This is a genomic window from Streptomyces sp. NPDC005393, from assembly GCF_040606675.1.
In the GTDB taxonomy this organism is placed as follows: domain Bacteria; phylum Actinomycetota; class Actinomycetes; order Streptomycetales; family Streptomycetaceae; genus Streptomyces.
In genome coordinates, this window is record NZ_JBEXFG010000087.1 from 1 (window position 1) to 14,733 (window position 14,733).

13 protein-coding genes and 1 pseudogene are annotated in these 14,733 nt (G+C 70.9%); 3 read left to right on the forward strand and 11 right to left on the reverse strand.

The annotated features are described in order from the left end of the window. Nucleotides 1–75: 75 nt before the first annotated feature. Nucleotides 76–948: a GNAT family N-acetyltransferase gene (locus tag ABZS71_RS34565; RefSeq protein WP_356216576.1), complete on the reverse strand. Its 873-nt coding sequence runs from the start codon at nt 946–948 to the stop codon at nt 76–78. Between the two features lie 52 nt (nt 949–1,000). After that, nucleotides 1,001–1,906: a glycoside hydrolase family 19 protein gene (locus tag ABZS71_RS34570; protein ID WP_356216578.1), complete on the reverse strand. Its 906-nt coding sequence runs from the start codon at nt 1,904–1,906 to the stop codon at nt 1,001–1,003. A gap of 409 nt (nt 1,907–2,315) precedes the next feature. Here ABZS71_RS34570 and ABZS71_RS34575 point away from each other — a divergent pair, with 409 nt between their 5' ends. Then, on the forward strand, nt 2,316–3,269 hold the full coding sequence (locus tag ABZS71_RS34575) for an STM4015 family protein (RefSeq protein WP_356216581.1): 954 nt from the start codon (nt 2,316–2,318) through the stop codon (nt 3,267–3,269). A 20-nt stretch (nt 3,270–3,289) separates the two neighbouring features. On the opposite strand, the gene ABZS71_RS34580 is transcribed toward ABZS71_RS34575, so the two are convergent. From ABZS71_RS34580 to ABZS71_RS34590, 3 genes are read right to left on the reverse strand one after another with little or no spacing between them, the layout of a single operon-like run. After that, a complete protein-coding gene (locus ABZS71_RS34580) occupies nt 3,290–4,096 on the reverse strand; it encodes an SAM-dependent methyltransferase (RefSeq protein ID WP_356216583.1) in 807 nt (268 codons plus the stop codon). A gap of 56 nt (nt 4,097–4,152) precedes the next feature. Beyond that, complete coding sequence (locus ABZS71_RS34585) at nt 4,153–4,404, reverse strand: DUF397 domain-containing protein (protein ID WP_356216586.1); 252 nt, start codon at nt 4,402–4,404, stop codon at nt 4,153–4,155. 3 nt (nt 4,405–4,407) lie between these two features. Beyond that, the gene (locus tag ABZS71_RS34590) at nt 4,408–5,274 is read right to left on the reverse strand and encodes a helix-turn-helix transcriptional regulator (protein ID WP_355856359.1); all 867 of its coding nucleotides are present in this window, start codon (nt 5,272–5,274) and stop codon (nt 4,408–4,410) included. A gap of 205 nt (nt 5,275–5,479) precedes the next feature. Here ABZS71_RS34590 and ABZS71_RS34595 point away from each other — a divergent pair, with 205 nt between their 5' ends. Then, nucleotides 5,480–5,848, forward strand: coding sequence for an ATP-binding protein (locus ABZS71_RS34595; protein WP_356216589.1), 369 nt, complete (start codon nt 5,480–5,482; stop codon nt 5,846–5,848). A 141-nt stretch (nt 5,849–5,989) separates the two neighbouring features. Here the strand turns inward: ABZS71_RS34595 and ABZS71_RS34600 are convergent, their stop codons facing one another. Together ABZS71_RS34600 and ABZS71_RS34605 are read right to left on the reverse strand one after the other, a co-directional pair. Next, the gene (locus ABZS71_RS34600) at nt 5,990–6,787 is read right to left on the reverse strand and encodes an SGNH/GDSL hydrolase family protein (RefSeq protein WP_355856353.1); all 798 of its coding nucleotides are present in this window, start codon (nt 6,785–6,787) and stop codon (nt 5,990–5,992) included. 66 nt (nt 6,788–6,853) lie between these two features. Continuing rightward, on the reverse strand, nt 6,854–8,980 hold the full coding sequence (locus ABZS71_RS34605; RefSeq protein WP_356216600.1) for an alpha-galactosidase: 2,127 nt from the start codon (nt 8,978–8,980) through the stop codon (nt 6,854–6,856). Nucleotides 8,981–9,152: 172 nt separating this feature from the next. Here ABZS71_RS34605 and ABZS71_RS34610 point away from each other — a divergent pair, with 172 nt between their 5' ends. Continuing rightward, entirely contained in the window at nt 9,153–9,989 is an 837-nt protein-coding gene (locus tag ABZS71_RS34610) for a tyrosine-protein phosphatase (RefSeq protein WP_355856350.1), read from the forward strand. Between the two features lie 27 nt (nt 9,990–10,016). Here the strand turns inward: ABZS71_RS34610 and ABZS71_RS34615 are convergent, their stop codons facing one another. The 4 genes and pseudogenes from ABZS71_RS34615 to ABZS71_RS34630 all read right to left on the reverse strand — a co-directional run. Further along, complete coding sequence (locus ABZS71_RS34615; protein WP_356216591.1) at nt 10,017–11,237, reverse strand: serpin family protein; 1,221 nt, start codon at nt 11,235–11,237, stop codon at nt 10,017–10,019. A 4-nt stretch (nt 11,238–11,241) separates the two neighbouring features. Next, the gene (locus ABZS71_RS34620) at nt 11,242–12,642 is read right to left on the reverse strand and encodes an aspartate aminotransferase family protein (protein ID WP_356216594.1); all 1,401 of its coding nucleotides are present in this window, start codon (nt 12,640–12,642) and stop codon (nt 11,242–11,244) included. Then, entirely contained in the window at nt 12,639–14,558 is a 1,920-nt protein-coding gene (gene dxs, locus ABZS71_RS34625; protein WP_356216597.1) for a 1-deoxy-D-xylulose-5-phosphate synthase, read from the reverse strand. Before dxs ends, ABZS71_RS34620 begins: the two co-directional genes overlap by 4 nt. A gap of 22 nt (nt 14,559–14,580) precedes the next feature. After that, a pseudogene (locus ABZS71_RS34630) lies at nt 14,581–14,733 on the reverse strand (4-hydroxy-3-methylbut-2-en-1-yl diphosphate synthase); the annotation flags it as partial.

Genomic DNA, 14,733 nt, shown 5'->3' on the forward strand with positions numbered 1-14,733 from the left:
CGCGGGCAACCAGTGCATCCAAAACCGTTCGGGATGCGCGCAGTGCCTGGCAGTGGGTCCAAGACTCACTCCTGCTCACTGATTAGGAACGGTGGCGAAGGACAGCAGGAGATGGTCCTCCACCGGGCGATAGCCGAGCCGCTGGTAGAGGGCGTTGCTGGTGGGGTTGGCGAGGTCGGTGAAGAGCAGCACCTCCTCGACCCCGGCTGCCCGCGCCAGCCGGCTCACGGCGGCCGTGGCCGCGCCCGCGTAGCCGCGGCGCCGCAGCTCGGGCGGGGTGTAGACGAGGGCGACGCGAACCATGCCCGCCACCGTGCGGCTGACCGCGGCGGACGCGACCGGCTCGCCGTCGACCTCCCAGAGCGTGACGCCGCCGTGGCTGAGCCGGTCGTCCACCGCGCGGGCGACATCGCCCTTGATCGCCCCGGTGTCGCGGGCGAACCCCTCGTACCAGGTCAGCAGCAGTTCGCGGTCGGCGGTGGTGGCCGCCCGGGCCCGCCCCCGTGGTGCTGGCCCGGGCGGCGTCAGGGTGCCCAGCCGGTAGAGCCGGTGGGTCTGCTCCACCCAGCCGGCCGCCCCGGTGAGCGGCTCCCAGGCGGCGGCGAATGCCTCGGCGGTCTTCCGTCCGGCGTTCACCCCGGTGACCAGCCCCGCACCGTCCCCGGCGAGGATGCGGGCGAGCGCCTCCGCGGCCTCGTCGGGCATGGCCGAGAGCAGCGGAGGGTAGGGCGGGGTGCACAGAAACACCCCCTCCACCTCCCCGTCGGCCTCTTCCGCAGGCCGCCACCAGCCGAAGACGGGTGGCCGCTCCCCGTACCGGTCGCTGCCCGCCGCCGCCAGTGAGGCGGCGACGGTCAGCAGGACGGTGTTCCGGGCCGGGCGGGCGCGCAGAAAGCCGCCCGCCGCGGCCTGGAACTCCTCGAGGTCGTACGTCGTCGTCCACGCCATGCGCTCAAGACTCGCGTGAACACCCCCGCCGACGCACCCCGTTTTCCTTACGTCAGCAGCTCAGGTTGGAGCCCGGGGTGGTGCCGAGTATCTGGACGAAGCGCTGGTAGGAGTCGATCCGGCTCTGGACCTGGCCGGGGTTGCCGCCGTTGCACTCCAGGCTGCCGTTGATGCTGCGGATGGTCTCGCCGAAGCCGCGCTGGTTGACCATCGCGTTGTGCGGGGTCATCGAGCCGGCCCCGGTCTGGGTGTTCCAGAACCACAGGGCGGTCTTCCAGGCCACCGCGGAGTCGTTCTCGACCAGCCAGGGGTTGTGGAGCAGATCGATGCCGAGCGCGTCGCCCGCGGCCTTGTAGTTGAAGTTCCAGCTGAGCTGGATCGGTCCACGGCCGTAGTACGCCGCCTGACCCGCGGGACAGCCGTAGGGCTGGCTCCCGTCGCAGTAGTGCGGGTAGTTGGCGGTGTTCTGCTCCACGATGTGGACCAGTCCGCCGGTCTCATGGCTGACGTTGGCCAGGAAGGCGGCCGCCTCCTGCTTCTTGACGGTGTCGCTGCCGGTGTTCGCGAAGCCGGGGTAGGCGCTCAGGGCGGCGGTCAGGCCCTGATAGCTGTAGAACGAGTTCCGGTTCGGGAACATCTGGTTGAACTGCGCCTCGCTCACCACGAAGCCGCTCGGGTTGGGGGTCCCCGAGCCGCCGCAGGCGTACGGCTCCCAGTACCAGGTACTGATCACCGGGTCATAGCCCGGGTTGTCGTGCTCGGCCCGGTAGTACTTGCCGTCGGTGTACCGGACGATATCGCCGGTGACATACGCCCTGCCCGCCACCCAGTCCGGGTACGAACAGGTCGCCTGGGCGGACGTCCCCGCCGCCGAGGCCGAGGCCGCGGGCATGACAACCATCGTCGCGCATACGGCCGCCACCCCGGCGAGCGACGCCATGACACGCCTTTTCCACATAGAACGCACTCCTTCGCATGAATGCCTGGGAATCCGGGGACACTCAAGCGAGCTTGGTCTATACCAGTCAAGGTCCAGGCCAAGCTTTGTGCGCAGGTGAGCAAAAGGGCGGACGCCGGCGGCAAGGGCGTGTGACGCGGCCCACATCCGCCCATGTCACGTCCGGTCCGACGGGGTCCGTCGCACGTGCGGAAGGGCGGCAGCGACCGCCGCGGCACCGCAGAACCTTCCCCTCCACCGCAGCCGTCATGAATCCACCGCTCGCACGGAGCCGGTCGATGGGTCACGACGCTACGCGGGGGATCTGACAACGCCCGCCGGGGTGGCTGTCGGTGGGGCTTGGTACAACTCTTCGCACGCCATTCGGAATCAGGCACGCCCGCTCGAACGCGTCAGGAGACCTCGTACCATGTCTGTCGAACACCTCACGGAACTGCACGGCCTCCTGGCCTTCGACTTCCCCTCCCCGGGCGAGAATCCACAGCTCCCTGCGGCGGAGACGGTGGCCTGGCGAGTGGCCACGGATCCGTACGACGAGGACGCGGACGAGAACTTCACGGTGGCCTTCGAGCGGTTCCTGGACACCGTGAGCGCCTCCCGCGTACGCGCGCTGATCATCGGTCAGTGGGGCGAGGCGTACGACAACGACTCCGGCGAGATCGTCGAGCTGCTCGTCGCCGCCAAGGACCGGCTGACCTCCCTGGAGGCGGTCTTCCTCGGCGACATCATCCCGGAGCAGGCGGAGATCTCCTGGATCGAGCAGTCCGATGTGACACCGGTCCTCAACGCCTACCCCCGGCTGCGCGAGTTCGGTGTCCGCGGCGGCTCGGGTCTGGTCTTCCCGGCCGTCACCCACGAGAATCTGCGCACCCTCAGCTTCGAGACCGGCGGGCTGCCCGGCGAGGTGGTGCGCGGGGTCGGCGACAGCCAACTGCCCGCCCTGGAGTATCTGGAGATGTGGCTCGGCGTGGAAGAGTACGGGGGCGACGCCACCGTCGCCGATCTCGCGCCGCTCCTGGCGGGCGGCCGCTTCCCGGCCCTGCGCCATCTGGGGCTGCAGAACAGCGAGGTCCAGGACGAGATCGCCGCCGCGGTCGCCGCGGCCCCGCTCGTCGCCCAGCTCGAATCCCTCGACCTGTCCATGGGCGTCCTCACCGACGCCGGCGCCGAGGCGCTGCTCGCGGGCCAGCCGCTCACCCACCTCAAGTGGATCGATCTGAATCACCACTACTTCTCCGCGTCCATGGCGCAGCGGCTGCGGGACGCCCTGGAGCCGTCCGGGGTGGAGGTCGACCTGGCCGAACCAGGCGACGAGGAGGAGGACGAGGGCGAGGTATGGCGTTACACCGCCGTCGCCGAGTAACCCCGTGCCGCAGAGATTCCTCAGCTCCTGCGGCCCACCCCGCCGTAGACGCCGAGGGGAGCGCCGGGCGCCGCGGCGTCCGGCGCCGGTCCGTCCGGCCGCCACAGCGGCACCTGCACCAGCCCGGGGTCGAGCAGGCCGAACCCGTCGAAGAACGGCAGGACCTCGTCGTGGCGGCGCAGCCTCAGCCGGGCGGTGGACTGCCGGTAGACCTCGTCCACCACCTGCTGGTGCCCGTGGAAGTCCGCGGTGCCATGGCTGATGACCAGATGACTGCCGGGGGCCATCGGACCGGTCAGGACGGCGACGACACCGGCCGGGTCCTCCTCGTCGGCGACGAAGTGGAGCACCGCGACCAGCAGCACCGCCACCGGCCGGCCGAAGTCGACGAGCTCGTGCACCACGGGATGGTCGACGATCTCCGCGGGTTTGCGCGCGTCGGCGAACGCGAAGCCCGTGCCCGGGGCGTTGGTCAGCTGAGCGTCGGCGTGGGCCGCGACGATCGGGTCGTTGTCGATGTACACGACGCGGGTCTCTGGTGCGATCTCCCGCGCCACCTCATGGGTGTTCGGCGACGTCGGTATCCCCGTGCCGATGTCGATGATCTGCCGGACCCCGTTCGCCACCACCGTGCGCACGGCGCGTAGCAGGAAGTCCCGGTTGGCGCGGGCGCTGTCGAGGATGTCCGGTGACTCCCTGATGATGCGCTCCGCGGCCAGGCGGTCGATCTCGTAGTTGTCCTTGCCCCCCAGGTAGTAGTCGTACATCCGGGCCGGATGCGGTCTGCTGGTATCGATCTCCTCGGCGGAGATCCGGCGGTCGGTCACACCATCCCCCTCGGGACGCCCGCCGGGTCAGGACGGGCATCACAGCATCACGGGCGTCACAGAAGCAGGAAGTCGGCTTCCCCAGCCTTCGCCCCCTGGATGAACCGTTTCATCTCCAGGTGCGTATAAATCAGGGCCGGTCCGTCCGGATCGGTCGACTGGCGCAGGGCCACCCGTCCGTCCTTCAGCCTCATCGCTTCGACGCAGCTTCCCCCATTGCCACCGCTCCATGGCTTGTGCCAGCCCTCGCTGCCGAGGTCCCTCGCCGGCATGCCGCTGTAGACGCGGTTCCCGCATATGCGATCCATTGTTCAGATCTCCTTGCGAATGCGACTCAGAATGGCCTGAGTCGTCTGTGCAGGCGCGGCTTGCGCGCACATCCGGTCCAGTGCCTCCAGGAATGCCGATACGTCATCGCGCTGGTCGAAGTAGGAGCCGCTGACGAGCGTCTCCGTGTACGCGATATCCGGCAGCTCCGGGATCGGGAACCGGAAGATATGGAAGGGGCCGTACATCGCCGGGTGCGGACCGGCGTCGAACGGCATGACCTGCAGCCTGATGTGAGGTACCTCCGCGACCTCGATGAGCCGCGCGATCTGGGCCCGCATGGTCTCGGCCCCGCCGATGGGGCGGCGCAGCACCGTCTCGTCCATGACCACCCACAGCATCGGCGGGTCCTCACGGGTGAGCAGCGCCTGGCGCTCCATACGGAGCGCCACATTGCGCTCGATCTCCGTCTCCGGGGCGTGCGGCATGCCCGCGCGCAGCACCGCGCGGGCGTAGTCCTCGCTCTGCAGCAGCCCGGGGATGTAGTGCGGTTCGTAGGCGCGGATCAGATTGGCCTCGACCTCAAGGCTGACGAAGGTGTTGAACCAGTCGGGCAGCACATCGCGGAACCGGTGCCACCAGCCGTTCTTGTTGGCCTCGCGCGCGAGCGCGAGAAAGCCCTCGACCTCTTCGGGGTCGCTGACACCGTAGGTGCGCAGCAGCTTCTCGACATACGGGAGCTTCAGGCCGACCTCGGCCTTCTCCATCCGGCGGATCGTGGCATGGGTGACGTCCAGGGCGCGGCCGGCCTGTTCGAATGACAGCCCGGCCTTCTCCCGGAGGTCCTGCAGCCGCTTGCCGAGCACGACTCGCAGGACGGTCGGGGCGCCACCCGCCCGCGCATCCGCCACTATCGTCCCCCTCCAAGTACCTTCACGACACAGCAGTCTGGCACGGGCTCAGCTCTCGGAACAGCCTGCGCTTGCGATTCTGTAATTTACAGATTGAACCTTGCCATACGCGAGCGCCACAGAGCATAGTGTCGGCGTGGCTCCTTCCTATGACGCTCTCCGGTTAGGGTGCGGCGGCACTGTGGTCGCTCCGCCCCGCCAGGACGTGTTTCGTCTTCCGGCGCTGAGCACGTCCGTCGCGGAGGCGAGAAGGCATGTCGTGTTCCGGCTGCGCTCATGGGGCGTCGGCCAGGACACCCGTGACAGCGCCGAGTTGGTCGTCTCCGAGCTCTTCACCAACGCCGTGCGCCACACGTCCAGCGAGGAGGTCCGCTGCTCGTTGCAGCTCATGGGGGCCCGGCTGCGCCTGGAGGTGGCCGATCAGGGGTGCGCGCGTACGGTGCCGCAGGCCCGGACGGTGAGCGCGGACCAGGAGGGCGGACGCGGGCTGATGCTGGTGGAGGCCCTGTCGGAGGCGTGGGGGGTCAGGCCCGAGGGGGGTACGGGCCGCGCCGTGTGGGCGTATCTGGCCTGACGGCGGTGGTACGGCCGGGACGAGCGGTGCCGAGGGAATAGGGGCAGCGACAGCGCACGGGGCAGCGAGAGCGCACACGGCGCCAATCGGGGGTCTGCCCCTATTCCTACGGGACTGCTCGGGGCCGCGGGACCGGACCGTTCAGGGCCGCAGCGGCAGCAGATCGGGCCGCTTGGGCTCCACATGGTCACCCGACGACACTCCGCGCAGCCGTCGGCCGATCCAGGGCACCAGATATTCGCGCGCCCACAGGAGGTTGTCCCGGCGCACCTCGGCGGCGGTGCGCCGGCCCTCCGCCGGCCAGGGCTGGTCGGGGTCGGCGGGCACCTCGAGGCCGAGCACCTGGCCGGCCCGCAGCGCGACCCGGGTGTGCCCGTCGGGCGACAGATGCAGCCGGTCGCCGTCCCACGCGCGGCGGTCCTGGACCGAGCGCAGCGACCACAGGTCGAGCACCGGGCAGTCGTAGCGGTCGGCGATCGCCCGTACATGGGCCGTATACGTGGCGATCTTGCCCCGCAGATGGCGGAGCACCGGCACCCCTCGGGTGTCGAAGCCGGTGCACAGCATGACGATGCCGACGCGGGCCTTGAGGTCGGCGACGGCCGCCTCGTAGCGCTCGGCGACATCGTCGGGGTCGCTGCCGGGCCGCAGGATGTCATTGCCGCCCGCGCAGAAGGTCACGAGATCGGGGCCGAGCTCGATCGCGCGCTCCACCTGCTCCTCGACGATCTGGTCGAGGAGCCGGCCGCGCACGGCGAGGTTGGCGTAGCGGAAGTCGGATTGGGGCCGCTGGTCGGAGAGGAGCACCGCGAGCCGGTCGGCCCAGCCCACGAACACTCCATCAGGACCGGGATCGCCGACGCCCTCGGTGAAGCTGTCCCCGACGGCTGCGTACGACCCGATCCCACCGTGCTTGAGTCTCTTCGAATCGTCTGCCACGTCGGGACATCATTCACCCGATGACGTGACTTACGCCATCGTAACCGGGGGTTGACGTGGGGTGATCTATCCCACCCGGTCAGTTTTCCGAAGGTGGAATACGGCGGCGTCGAGGTCCCCGCACAGCCCGGTGCGCAGCCCCCGGTGGCCCAGCACCGCGCCCCGGTGGACCTCGCCGGTGGCCAGGTCCTCGTACCTCGCCCCCGGGTCGAGCCCGCGCAGCCGCAGCGGGGGCCGCGGTTCGCCGTAGTGCTGTGCGTGCAGCCACGCCAGGACGACGGTCTCCTCGCCCCGTACGTACTGCACCGCGCTGAGCCCGTCACCGTCCGGGGGCCGCAGCCGGTACAGCTCGCCGTGCTGGACGACCGGCCGCACCCGCTTGTAGAGCGCCACCCAGTCGCGGGCCTCGGCGCGTTCGGCCTCGCTCCACCGGGTCAGATCGCCGCCGATGCCCAGCACCCCGGCCATCGCGCTGACGAAGCGGAAGGGCAGCGAGCTGACGCGTGCGTTGCCCATGGCGTTGGGGCTGTCGGTGACCCAGGCGGCCATCACCCGGGCCGGGTGGAGCTGGCTGAAGCCGTGCTGGATGGCCAGCCGGTCCAGCGGATCGGTGTTGTCGGAGGTCCACACCTGGTCGGTCAGCCCGAGGATGCCGAGGTCGATCCGGCCGCCGCCGCCCGAGCAGGACTCGAAGGCGACGCCGGGGTGGGCGGCGCGCAGCCGCCCCAGCAGCTCGTACAGACCCCGCACATGCTCGATCCACATCCGCTGCGGATAGGCGTCGCCGGGCCAGCCGGCGTCCGAGAAGGACCGGTTGAAGTCCCATTTCACATAGTCGATGGGCGCGCCGCTCAGCAGGGTGTCCAGCCGTTCCCACAGATGGTCGCGCACATCGGGGCGGGCGAGGTTGAGCACCAGCTGGTTGCGGAACTCGGTGCGGGCGCGCCCGGGATGGTGCTGTACCCACTCCGGGTGGGCGCGGTAGAGGTCGCTGTCGGGGTTGACCATCTCCGGCTCGACCCAGATGCCGAACCGCATCCCGAGCCCGTGCACCTCATCGGCGAGCGGCCCCAGCCCCTGCGGGAAGCGGTCCGGGTTGGGCGTCCAGTCGCCGAGCCCGGCCCGGTCGCTGGTGCGCGCCCCGAACCAGCCGTCGTCCACGACGAACAGCTCGACTCCGAGGCCGGCGGCGAGGTGGGCGAGCGAGCGCTGCTGCTCCTCGCTCACCTCGAACTCGGTGGCCTCCCAGGAGTTGTAGAGGACCGGCCGGTCGACACCGGGGCCGCCGGGGATCACCTGCGCGAGCTGCCAGGCGTGCCAGGCGCGGCTCGCGGCCCCGAAGCCGCCGTCGGTCCACAGCCCCGCGAAGACCGGGGTGGTGAAGGACTCGCCGGGCGCGAGGAGCAGCTGGCCCGCGTCGTCGTGGCCGACGCCGCCGACCGCCTGGACGGCCCCGTCGGACAACTGCTGGACGGCGATCCGCCACGACCCGGACCAGGCGAGCGCACAGCTGTGCACCTCGCCGCTCTCCTCGGTGGCCTCGCCGCCGTCCAGCGCGATCCAGGGCAGATGCTGGTGGCCGGTGTGGCCGCGGCGGCTGCCGATCACCTTCTCACCGGGGGTCAGACCGGTCCGCGCGAGGCGGCTCTCGGCGCCCCAGCGCCCGTACAGATGGCTCAGCCGCCAGCGGTCCCGCGCGGGCAGCGACCAGGCGGCGGAGTCGGCGCGCAGCAGCTCCAGCGGGTCGTCTCCGGCGGCGCCGGTGTGGGCGAGGGTGGTCCAGCGCTCCAGGACATCGCCGCCGTCCCGCATCCGGTAGTGGAGGGTGATGCCGAGGTGGTGGACCGGGTCGTGGAAGCGCAGCCGCAGCTCGTCGCCGAAGCCGGAGTCGCTGACGACGCCGTGCTGGAAGCGCCATTCGGTGCCCCGTACACCGGCCGCGCGGACGGACAGGGCGGGGCGTACGAAGCGCGGGCCGCCCTCCACCGGGAACTCCTCGCGCCCGTCCAGCGGCGATTCGAATCCCCGCTCCGGGGGGCCGGGCTCGGCGGCGAGCGCCTCCGCGTCCGCGACCGCGATCCGCGGGCCCCAGTGGAGATGGAGCAGTTCATCATGGTCGGTGAGGTGGAGGGCGTAGCTGCCGCGCCGCCCCGACAACACCCAGAGCCGATCATTTCCGCCGATTTCGATCATCATTCTTCCCCAATTCTCAACAGACCTCCACATGATCGGTGAGCGCGCCCGGCGCGGCAATGCCTCCGCACCACTCACCGCCACTGATTGCCCTGGGAATCCATGTCGTATGGTCAGCGGAGCCCGCCTCGTCGATGAGCGGCGTTCGGCGGCCGATCGCGAAGGAGTGCCCGTGACGCAGCAGCCTCCCCCAGACTCCGTCCGGGGGTACGCCCCGCAGGTCCCCCAGGCCGGACCCGAGCTGGTGGGGGTACGCAACTTCCGCGATCTCGGCGGTCTGCCGGCCGCCGACGGCCGGCGCGTACGACCTGGCGTGCTGTTCCGCAGCGGTCATCTCGCCCATGCCACCGCGGCCGACACGGCCTTCCTCGACTCGCTCGGCCTGCACACCGTCTTCGACTTCCGCAACGCCGCTGACATCAAGCTGGAGGGCCCGGACGTCACGCTCAGGGGCGTACGGAACGTCAACCTCCCGCTGTCCGACCCCGCCGACGGCGCCGGGTTCTGGACCATGGTGCGCGAAGGCGATCTGAACACCCTGCGGGAGCTGCTCGACGAAGGACGGGCCGAGAAGCGGATGATCGGCGCCTACCGGGCCATCATCACGAGCCGGATCGTCGAGCACGGCCGGGTGCTCAGTGCCATGGCGGAGGACAGCTCGCCGGTGCTGATGCACTGTTCGGCCGGGAAGGACCGGGCGGGTCTGTCGATCGCGGTGGCGCTGCTCGCCCTCGGCGTCGACCGGGAGACCATCGAGGCCGATTATCTGGAGTCGGCCGCCGCCCACCGCCGCTACAAGATCTGGCGCAAGGGGAAGGGGGCGGATGTCATGTCGCCGGAGGTGATGGCGCTGCTCCACCCGCTCTTCGACGCGCGCGCCGAGTATCTGGGGGCGGCCTTCGCGACCATCGAGGAGACCTGGGGCGACACCGAGCGCTATCTCACCGAGGGCCTCGGGCTCACCGCGCCGCAGCGCGAGCGGCTGCGGTCGCGGCTGCTCACCGACTGACGTACCGGCTCACCGGGCTCACCGGGCTCACCGGGACGGCAGCCCCCACGGGCTGTCGGACCCGGCCTCGGGCTCGGTGACCCAGCCCGCCGTCAGCACCAGACCCGAGGCGCGGTGCATGGCCACGAAGCCGAAGGGCCGTTCGTAGGTGACGCTGATCAGCCTCGCCCGCTGCTGCGGCACACCGCCCGGCGCCATCGAGAACGCGGTCACGGCCGCCGCGAAGAAGCCCTCGCGGCTGAATCCGGCCGTCATGGACTGCTGCCCGGAGGAGATCGCCAGCGCGGCGGGGCTGATCCCCGGGAAGTGCCCGCGTGCGGTGTCCTGGGCCGTACGCAGCCCGAACAGCTCCGCGTGGCGCAGCAGATCGTGCCGGGCCCGCACGGTGAACTGCGGGGTGTTGAGAATGAGCGAAGGGGCGGGGTCCCAGCTCGTGACCTCCATGACCTTGACGCCGGGCCCCGCCTCGCCGAGCGGCAGCGCCGAGCCGGAAAGCCCCTCGTACGCCCCGCCGAGCGCGGTGATCCCCGCCTCAAGCACCTCGCCGCCCGGGACGCCCTCGGCGCCGAGCACCAGATGGACATCCAGCCCGTTGTCCCCCGCGACGCCCGAGAGGGTCAGCGGCCCGGCCGGGGTGGCGGGGACAACCCGCAGTACCCCGTCGAGGTCCGTGGTGGTCCGGGTCAGACCGGCCAGCGACCGCTCCCGCCACGGTCCGCTCGACGGGCGCATCCACCCCTCCCGGAACGGCTGCTGCCAGGTGGTCCTCACCAGCAGCGCCCCGGCCAGGACCAGCAGGGTGTCCGGCGCCAGCGGGACCGGCATCTCGGCGATCTCGCCCCGGGTCTGCCGGGAGGCCCACGCGTCCAGCTCCTTGCGGTCGCGCTCGGGGTCCCCGGTCAGCGCACCGCGCACCCCGTCCGGCAGCTGGGATTCCCACTCGGGCCGTACCGGCAGCGTCTGACGGGTCCACAACCCGGTGGCGGTGTCGACGCCGTCCAGCGCGCCCATCGCCTCGATGACTTGGCGGCCCAGCGCCGTCGCACCGTCCGCGGCGACGCCCAGCGCGCCTTCCAGCTCCCGGCGGGCCGGGCCGTCGGCCGCGCCCGCGAGCAGCGCGAGCAGCGGCCAGACACCGGCGGCGGCGAGGACCGTGCCCTCGTCGGCCACCGCGGCCCGCAGCCACCTCGCCGTCATGGTGTTGACGGCCCGTACGGCGGTCGCGTCGATCATTCCCCGGTCCCCCATCAGGTCAACGGTGGGCCACCGCCTGTTTGACGAGAGTCCGGCCGAACTCCCACATCAGACCGCCGCCCCCGTGTGCGTCGTCCATCACCGCTGTGAACGCCTCGACAAAGCGGTCCACTTCCCGCTCGCCGATGATCAACGGCGGAATCAGCTTAATGACCTCCAGATGGTCCCCGGAGACCTGGGTGAGGATGCGATGGCGCTGCAGCAGCGGTACGACCACCATCTGCGCGAACAGGCCCTTGCGCGCCGCCTGCAGCATCGCCCAGCGGCTGCGCAGCCCGAGCGACGCCGGCTTGCCGAACTCGATGCCGATCATCAGCCCGCGGCCGCGTACGTCGTGCAGCAGCTCATAGCGGTCCACCAGCGCGGTGAGGCGGTCGCGCAGCAGCTCACCGGTGCGGCGGGCGTTCGCGACGATCTGCTCGTCCTCCATCACGGCGAGGACGGCGAGCCCGGCGGCCATCGCCTGGGCGTTGGCGCCGAAGCTCGCCGAGTGGACCAGCACCCGGTCCATCGACGAATAGACCCGCTTGAAGATCCAGTCCTTGCCGAGCGTCGCGCCGACCGGCACATAGCCGCCCGACAGCGCCTTGGCCACACAGACCAGATCCGGCTCGACGCCGTCCTCGTGCTGATAGGCGAAGAAGTCCCCGGTGCGGCCCAGACCCGTCTGCACCTCGTCGGCGATGAGCAGCGCCTTGTGGCGGTGGAGCAGCTCCTGCGCGGCGAGCAGGTAGCCGGGCGGCGCCTCGTGCACCCCCTTGCCCTGGATCGGCTCGACGACGAACCCCGCCACATCCCCGCGCGCCAACTCCCGCTCCAGCGCGGCCAGATCGCCCAGTTCGACCGCCGTGTCGGGCAGCAGCGGGGCGAACCCCTTGCGGAAGCCGTCCTCCCCGTTGACCGACAGCGAGCCGGTGGTCAGCCCGTGGAAGGCGTGCGCGCAATACAGGATGCGCGGCTTACGGGTCGTGTAGCGGGCGAACTTGAGGGCGGTCTCGACGGCCTCCGTACCGCTGTTGCCGAAGAAGACCCGGTCCAGATGCGGGGCATGGGACAGCAGCCGCTCCGCGAGCAGACCGGGCAGCGGCTGACAGTCGAAGCGGGTCAGATCGGCGAGGTCGGCGTCCAGGACGTCGTGCAGCGCCTTGCGGATCACGGGGTGGTGGCGGCCCAGGCCCATCACCCCGAAGCCCGCGAGCATATCGAGGTAGTCCTGACCCTCGTCGTCCCAGAAGTACGCGCCCTCGGCCCGCTCGTAGACCTTGTCGAAGCCGAGGGTGCGCAGCATGCGCGGCAGCTGGTGGTTGAGATGCCGGGTGTGCAGGTCGTACCGCTCACAGGCGCGCTCGGCCAGAAGCTTCCCGAGGTCGAAGCCCGAACGCTGCTCGGCTGCTGTCATCCCTGGCTCTCCTTGGCGGCGCCGGCGCGGACCCCGTCCGCGCGGCTCACATCGATACGGGCGAGGGCCGCCCCGATCCGGCCCGCGATCTCGGCCGGGGTGAGCCCGATGTCGGCGAGCAGTTCCCCGCGCTTGGCGTGGGGCAAAAACGCCTCGGGGATGCCGAACGTCCGTACCGGCAGATCGACATCGGCGTCGCGCAGCGCCTGGGCGACCGCCGCGCCCACCCCGCCGCTGCGCACATTGTCCTCGACGACCGCCACCACCCGGTGGCGCGCCGCGAGCCCGGGGAGCCCCGGGTCGACGGGCTTGACCCAGCGCGGATCGACGACCGTGCAGCCGATCCCGCGCTCGGCCAGCAGCTCGGCGGCGCGCAGCCCGACCGGGGCCATGGCCCCGGCCACCACGAGCAGGACGTCCTCGCCCTCGCGCAGCACATCCATCCCGCCGACGCGGGCGAGCGCCGGGATCGGCGCGCCCACCGACTCCTTGGGGAAGCGGATGACGGTCGGCGCGTCGTCCACATCGATCGCCTCGCGCAGCTGGGCGCGGAGCTGGTCGGCGTCGCGCGGGGCGGCGATCCGCAGGCCCGGCACCACCTGGAGGACGGACATGTCCCACATGCCGTTGTGCGAGGCCCCGTCCGTACCGGTGACGCCCGCCCGGTCGAGGACGAAGGTGACCCCGCAGCGGTGCAGTGCCACATCCATCAGCAGCTGGTCGAAGGCACGGTTGAGGAAGGTGGCGTAGACGGCGAAGACCGGATGCAGCCCGCCCGTCGCCAGGCCGGCCGCCGAGACCGCCGCGTGCTGTTCGGCGATGCCGACGTCCCACACCCGCGCCGGATACGCCTCGGCGAAGGGCGTGAGGCCGACGGGGTCCAGCATCGCGGCCGTGAGGGCGACCACCTCGGGGCGCTCGGCCCCGATCCGCACCATCTCCTCGCCGAACACCGAGGTCCACGACCGCCCTCGGGAGGGGATGAGGGGCGCGCAGGTGAGCGGGTCCATCGCGGCGACGGTGTGAAAGCGGTCGGCCTCGTCCTCCAGCGCGGGCCGGTAGCCGCGGCCCTTCTCGGTGAGGCAGTGGACGAGAACGGGGCCGTGGAACCGCCGGGCGCGGCGCAGGGCCGACTCGACGGCCTCGGCGTCATGGCCGTCGATGGGTCCCATGTACTTCAGCCCCAGGTCCTCGAACATGCCCTGGGGCGCGAATGCCTCCTTGAACCCCTTCTTGGCGCCGTGCAGCGATCCGTACAGCGGCTGGCCGACCACTGGGGTGCGCTGGAGCACCTCCTTGCCCCAGGCCAGAAAGCGTTCGTAGCCGTCGGTGGTACGGAGGGTCGCCAAGTGGTTGGCGAGACCGCCGATGGTCGGGGCGTAGGAGCGCTCGTTGTCGTTGACGACGATGATCAGCGGACGGTCCCGGGCGGCGGCGATGTTGTTGAGCGCCTCCCAGGCCATCCCGCCGGTCAGCGCGCCGTCGCCGATGACCGCGACGACATGCCGGTCGGCGCGGCCCTGGACCTGGTTGGCCTTGGCGAGGCCGTCGGCCCAGCCCAGCACGGTGGAGGCATGGCTGTTCTCGATGACGTCGTGCTCGGACTCCGCCCGTGACGGGTAGCCGGACAGACCGCCCTTGTGGCGGAGTTTGGAGAAGTCCTGGCGGCCGGTGAGCAGTTTATGGACGTAGGACTGGTGGCCGGTGTCCCACAGGATGCGGTCGGTGGGCGAGTCGAAGACACGGTGCAGGGCTATGGACAGCTCGACGACGCCGAGATTCGGGCCCAGATGGCCTCCGGTCCTGGCCACTGCGGTGATCAGGAAATCCCTGATCTCCTCGGCGAGCGCGGCCAGTTCCTCCTGGGTCAGCGCTTTGAGGTCGTGCGGGCCCCGGATGTTCTCCAACAACGGCATGCTCGGATCCCCTCCTCGTGTGTCAGCCCACGGTGACGTCCGGGGTACCCGACGGGGTCCCCTCGTCCTCCATGCGCCGCGCGATCTTCATGGCCTCGTCGATCAGGGTCTCCACGATCTTCGACTCCGGCACGGTCTTGATGACCTCGCCCTTGACGAAGATCTGCCCCTTGCC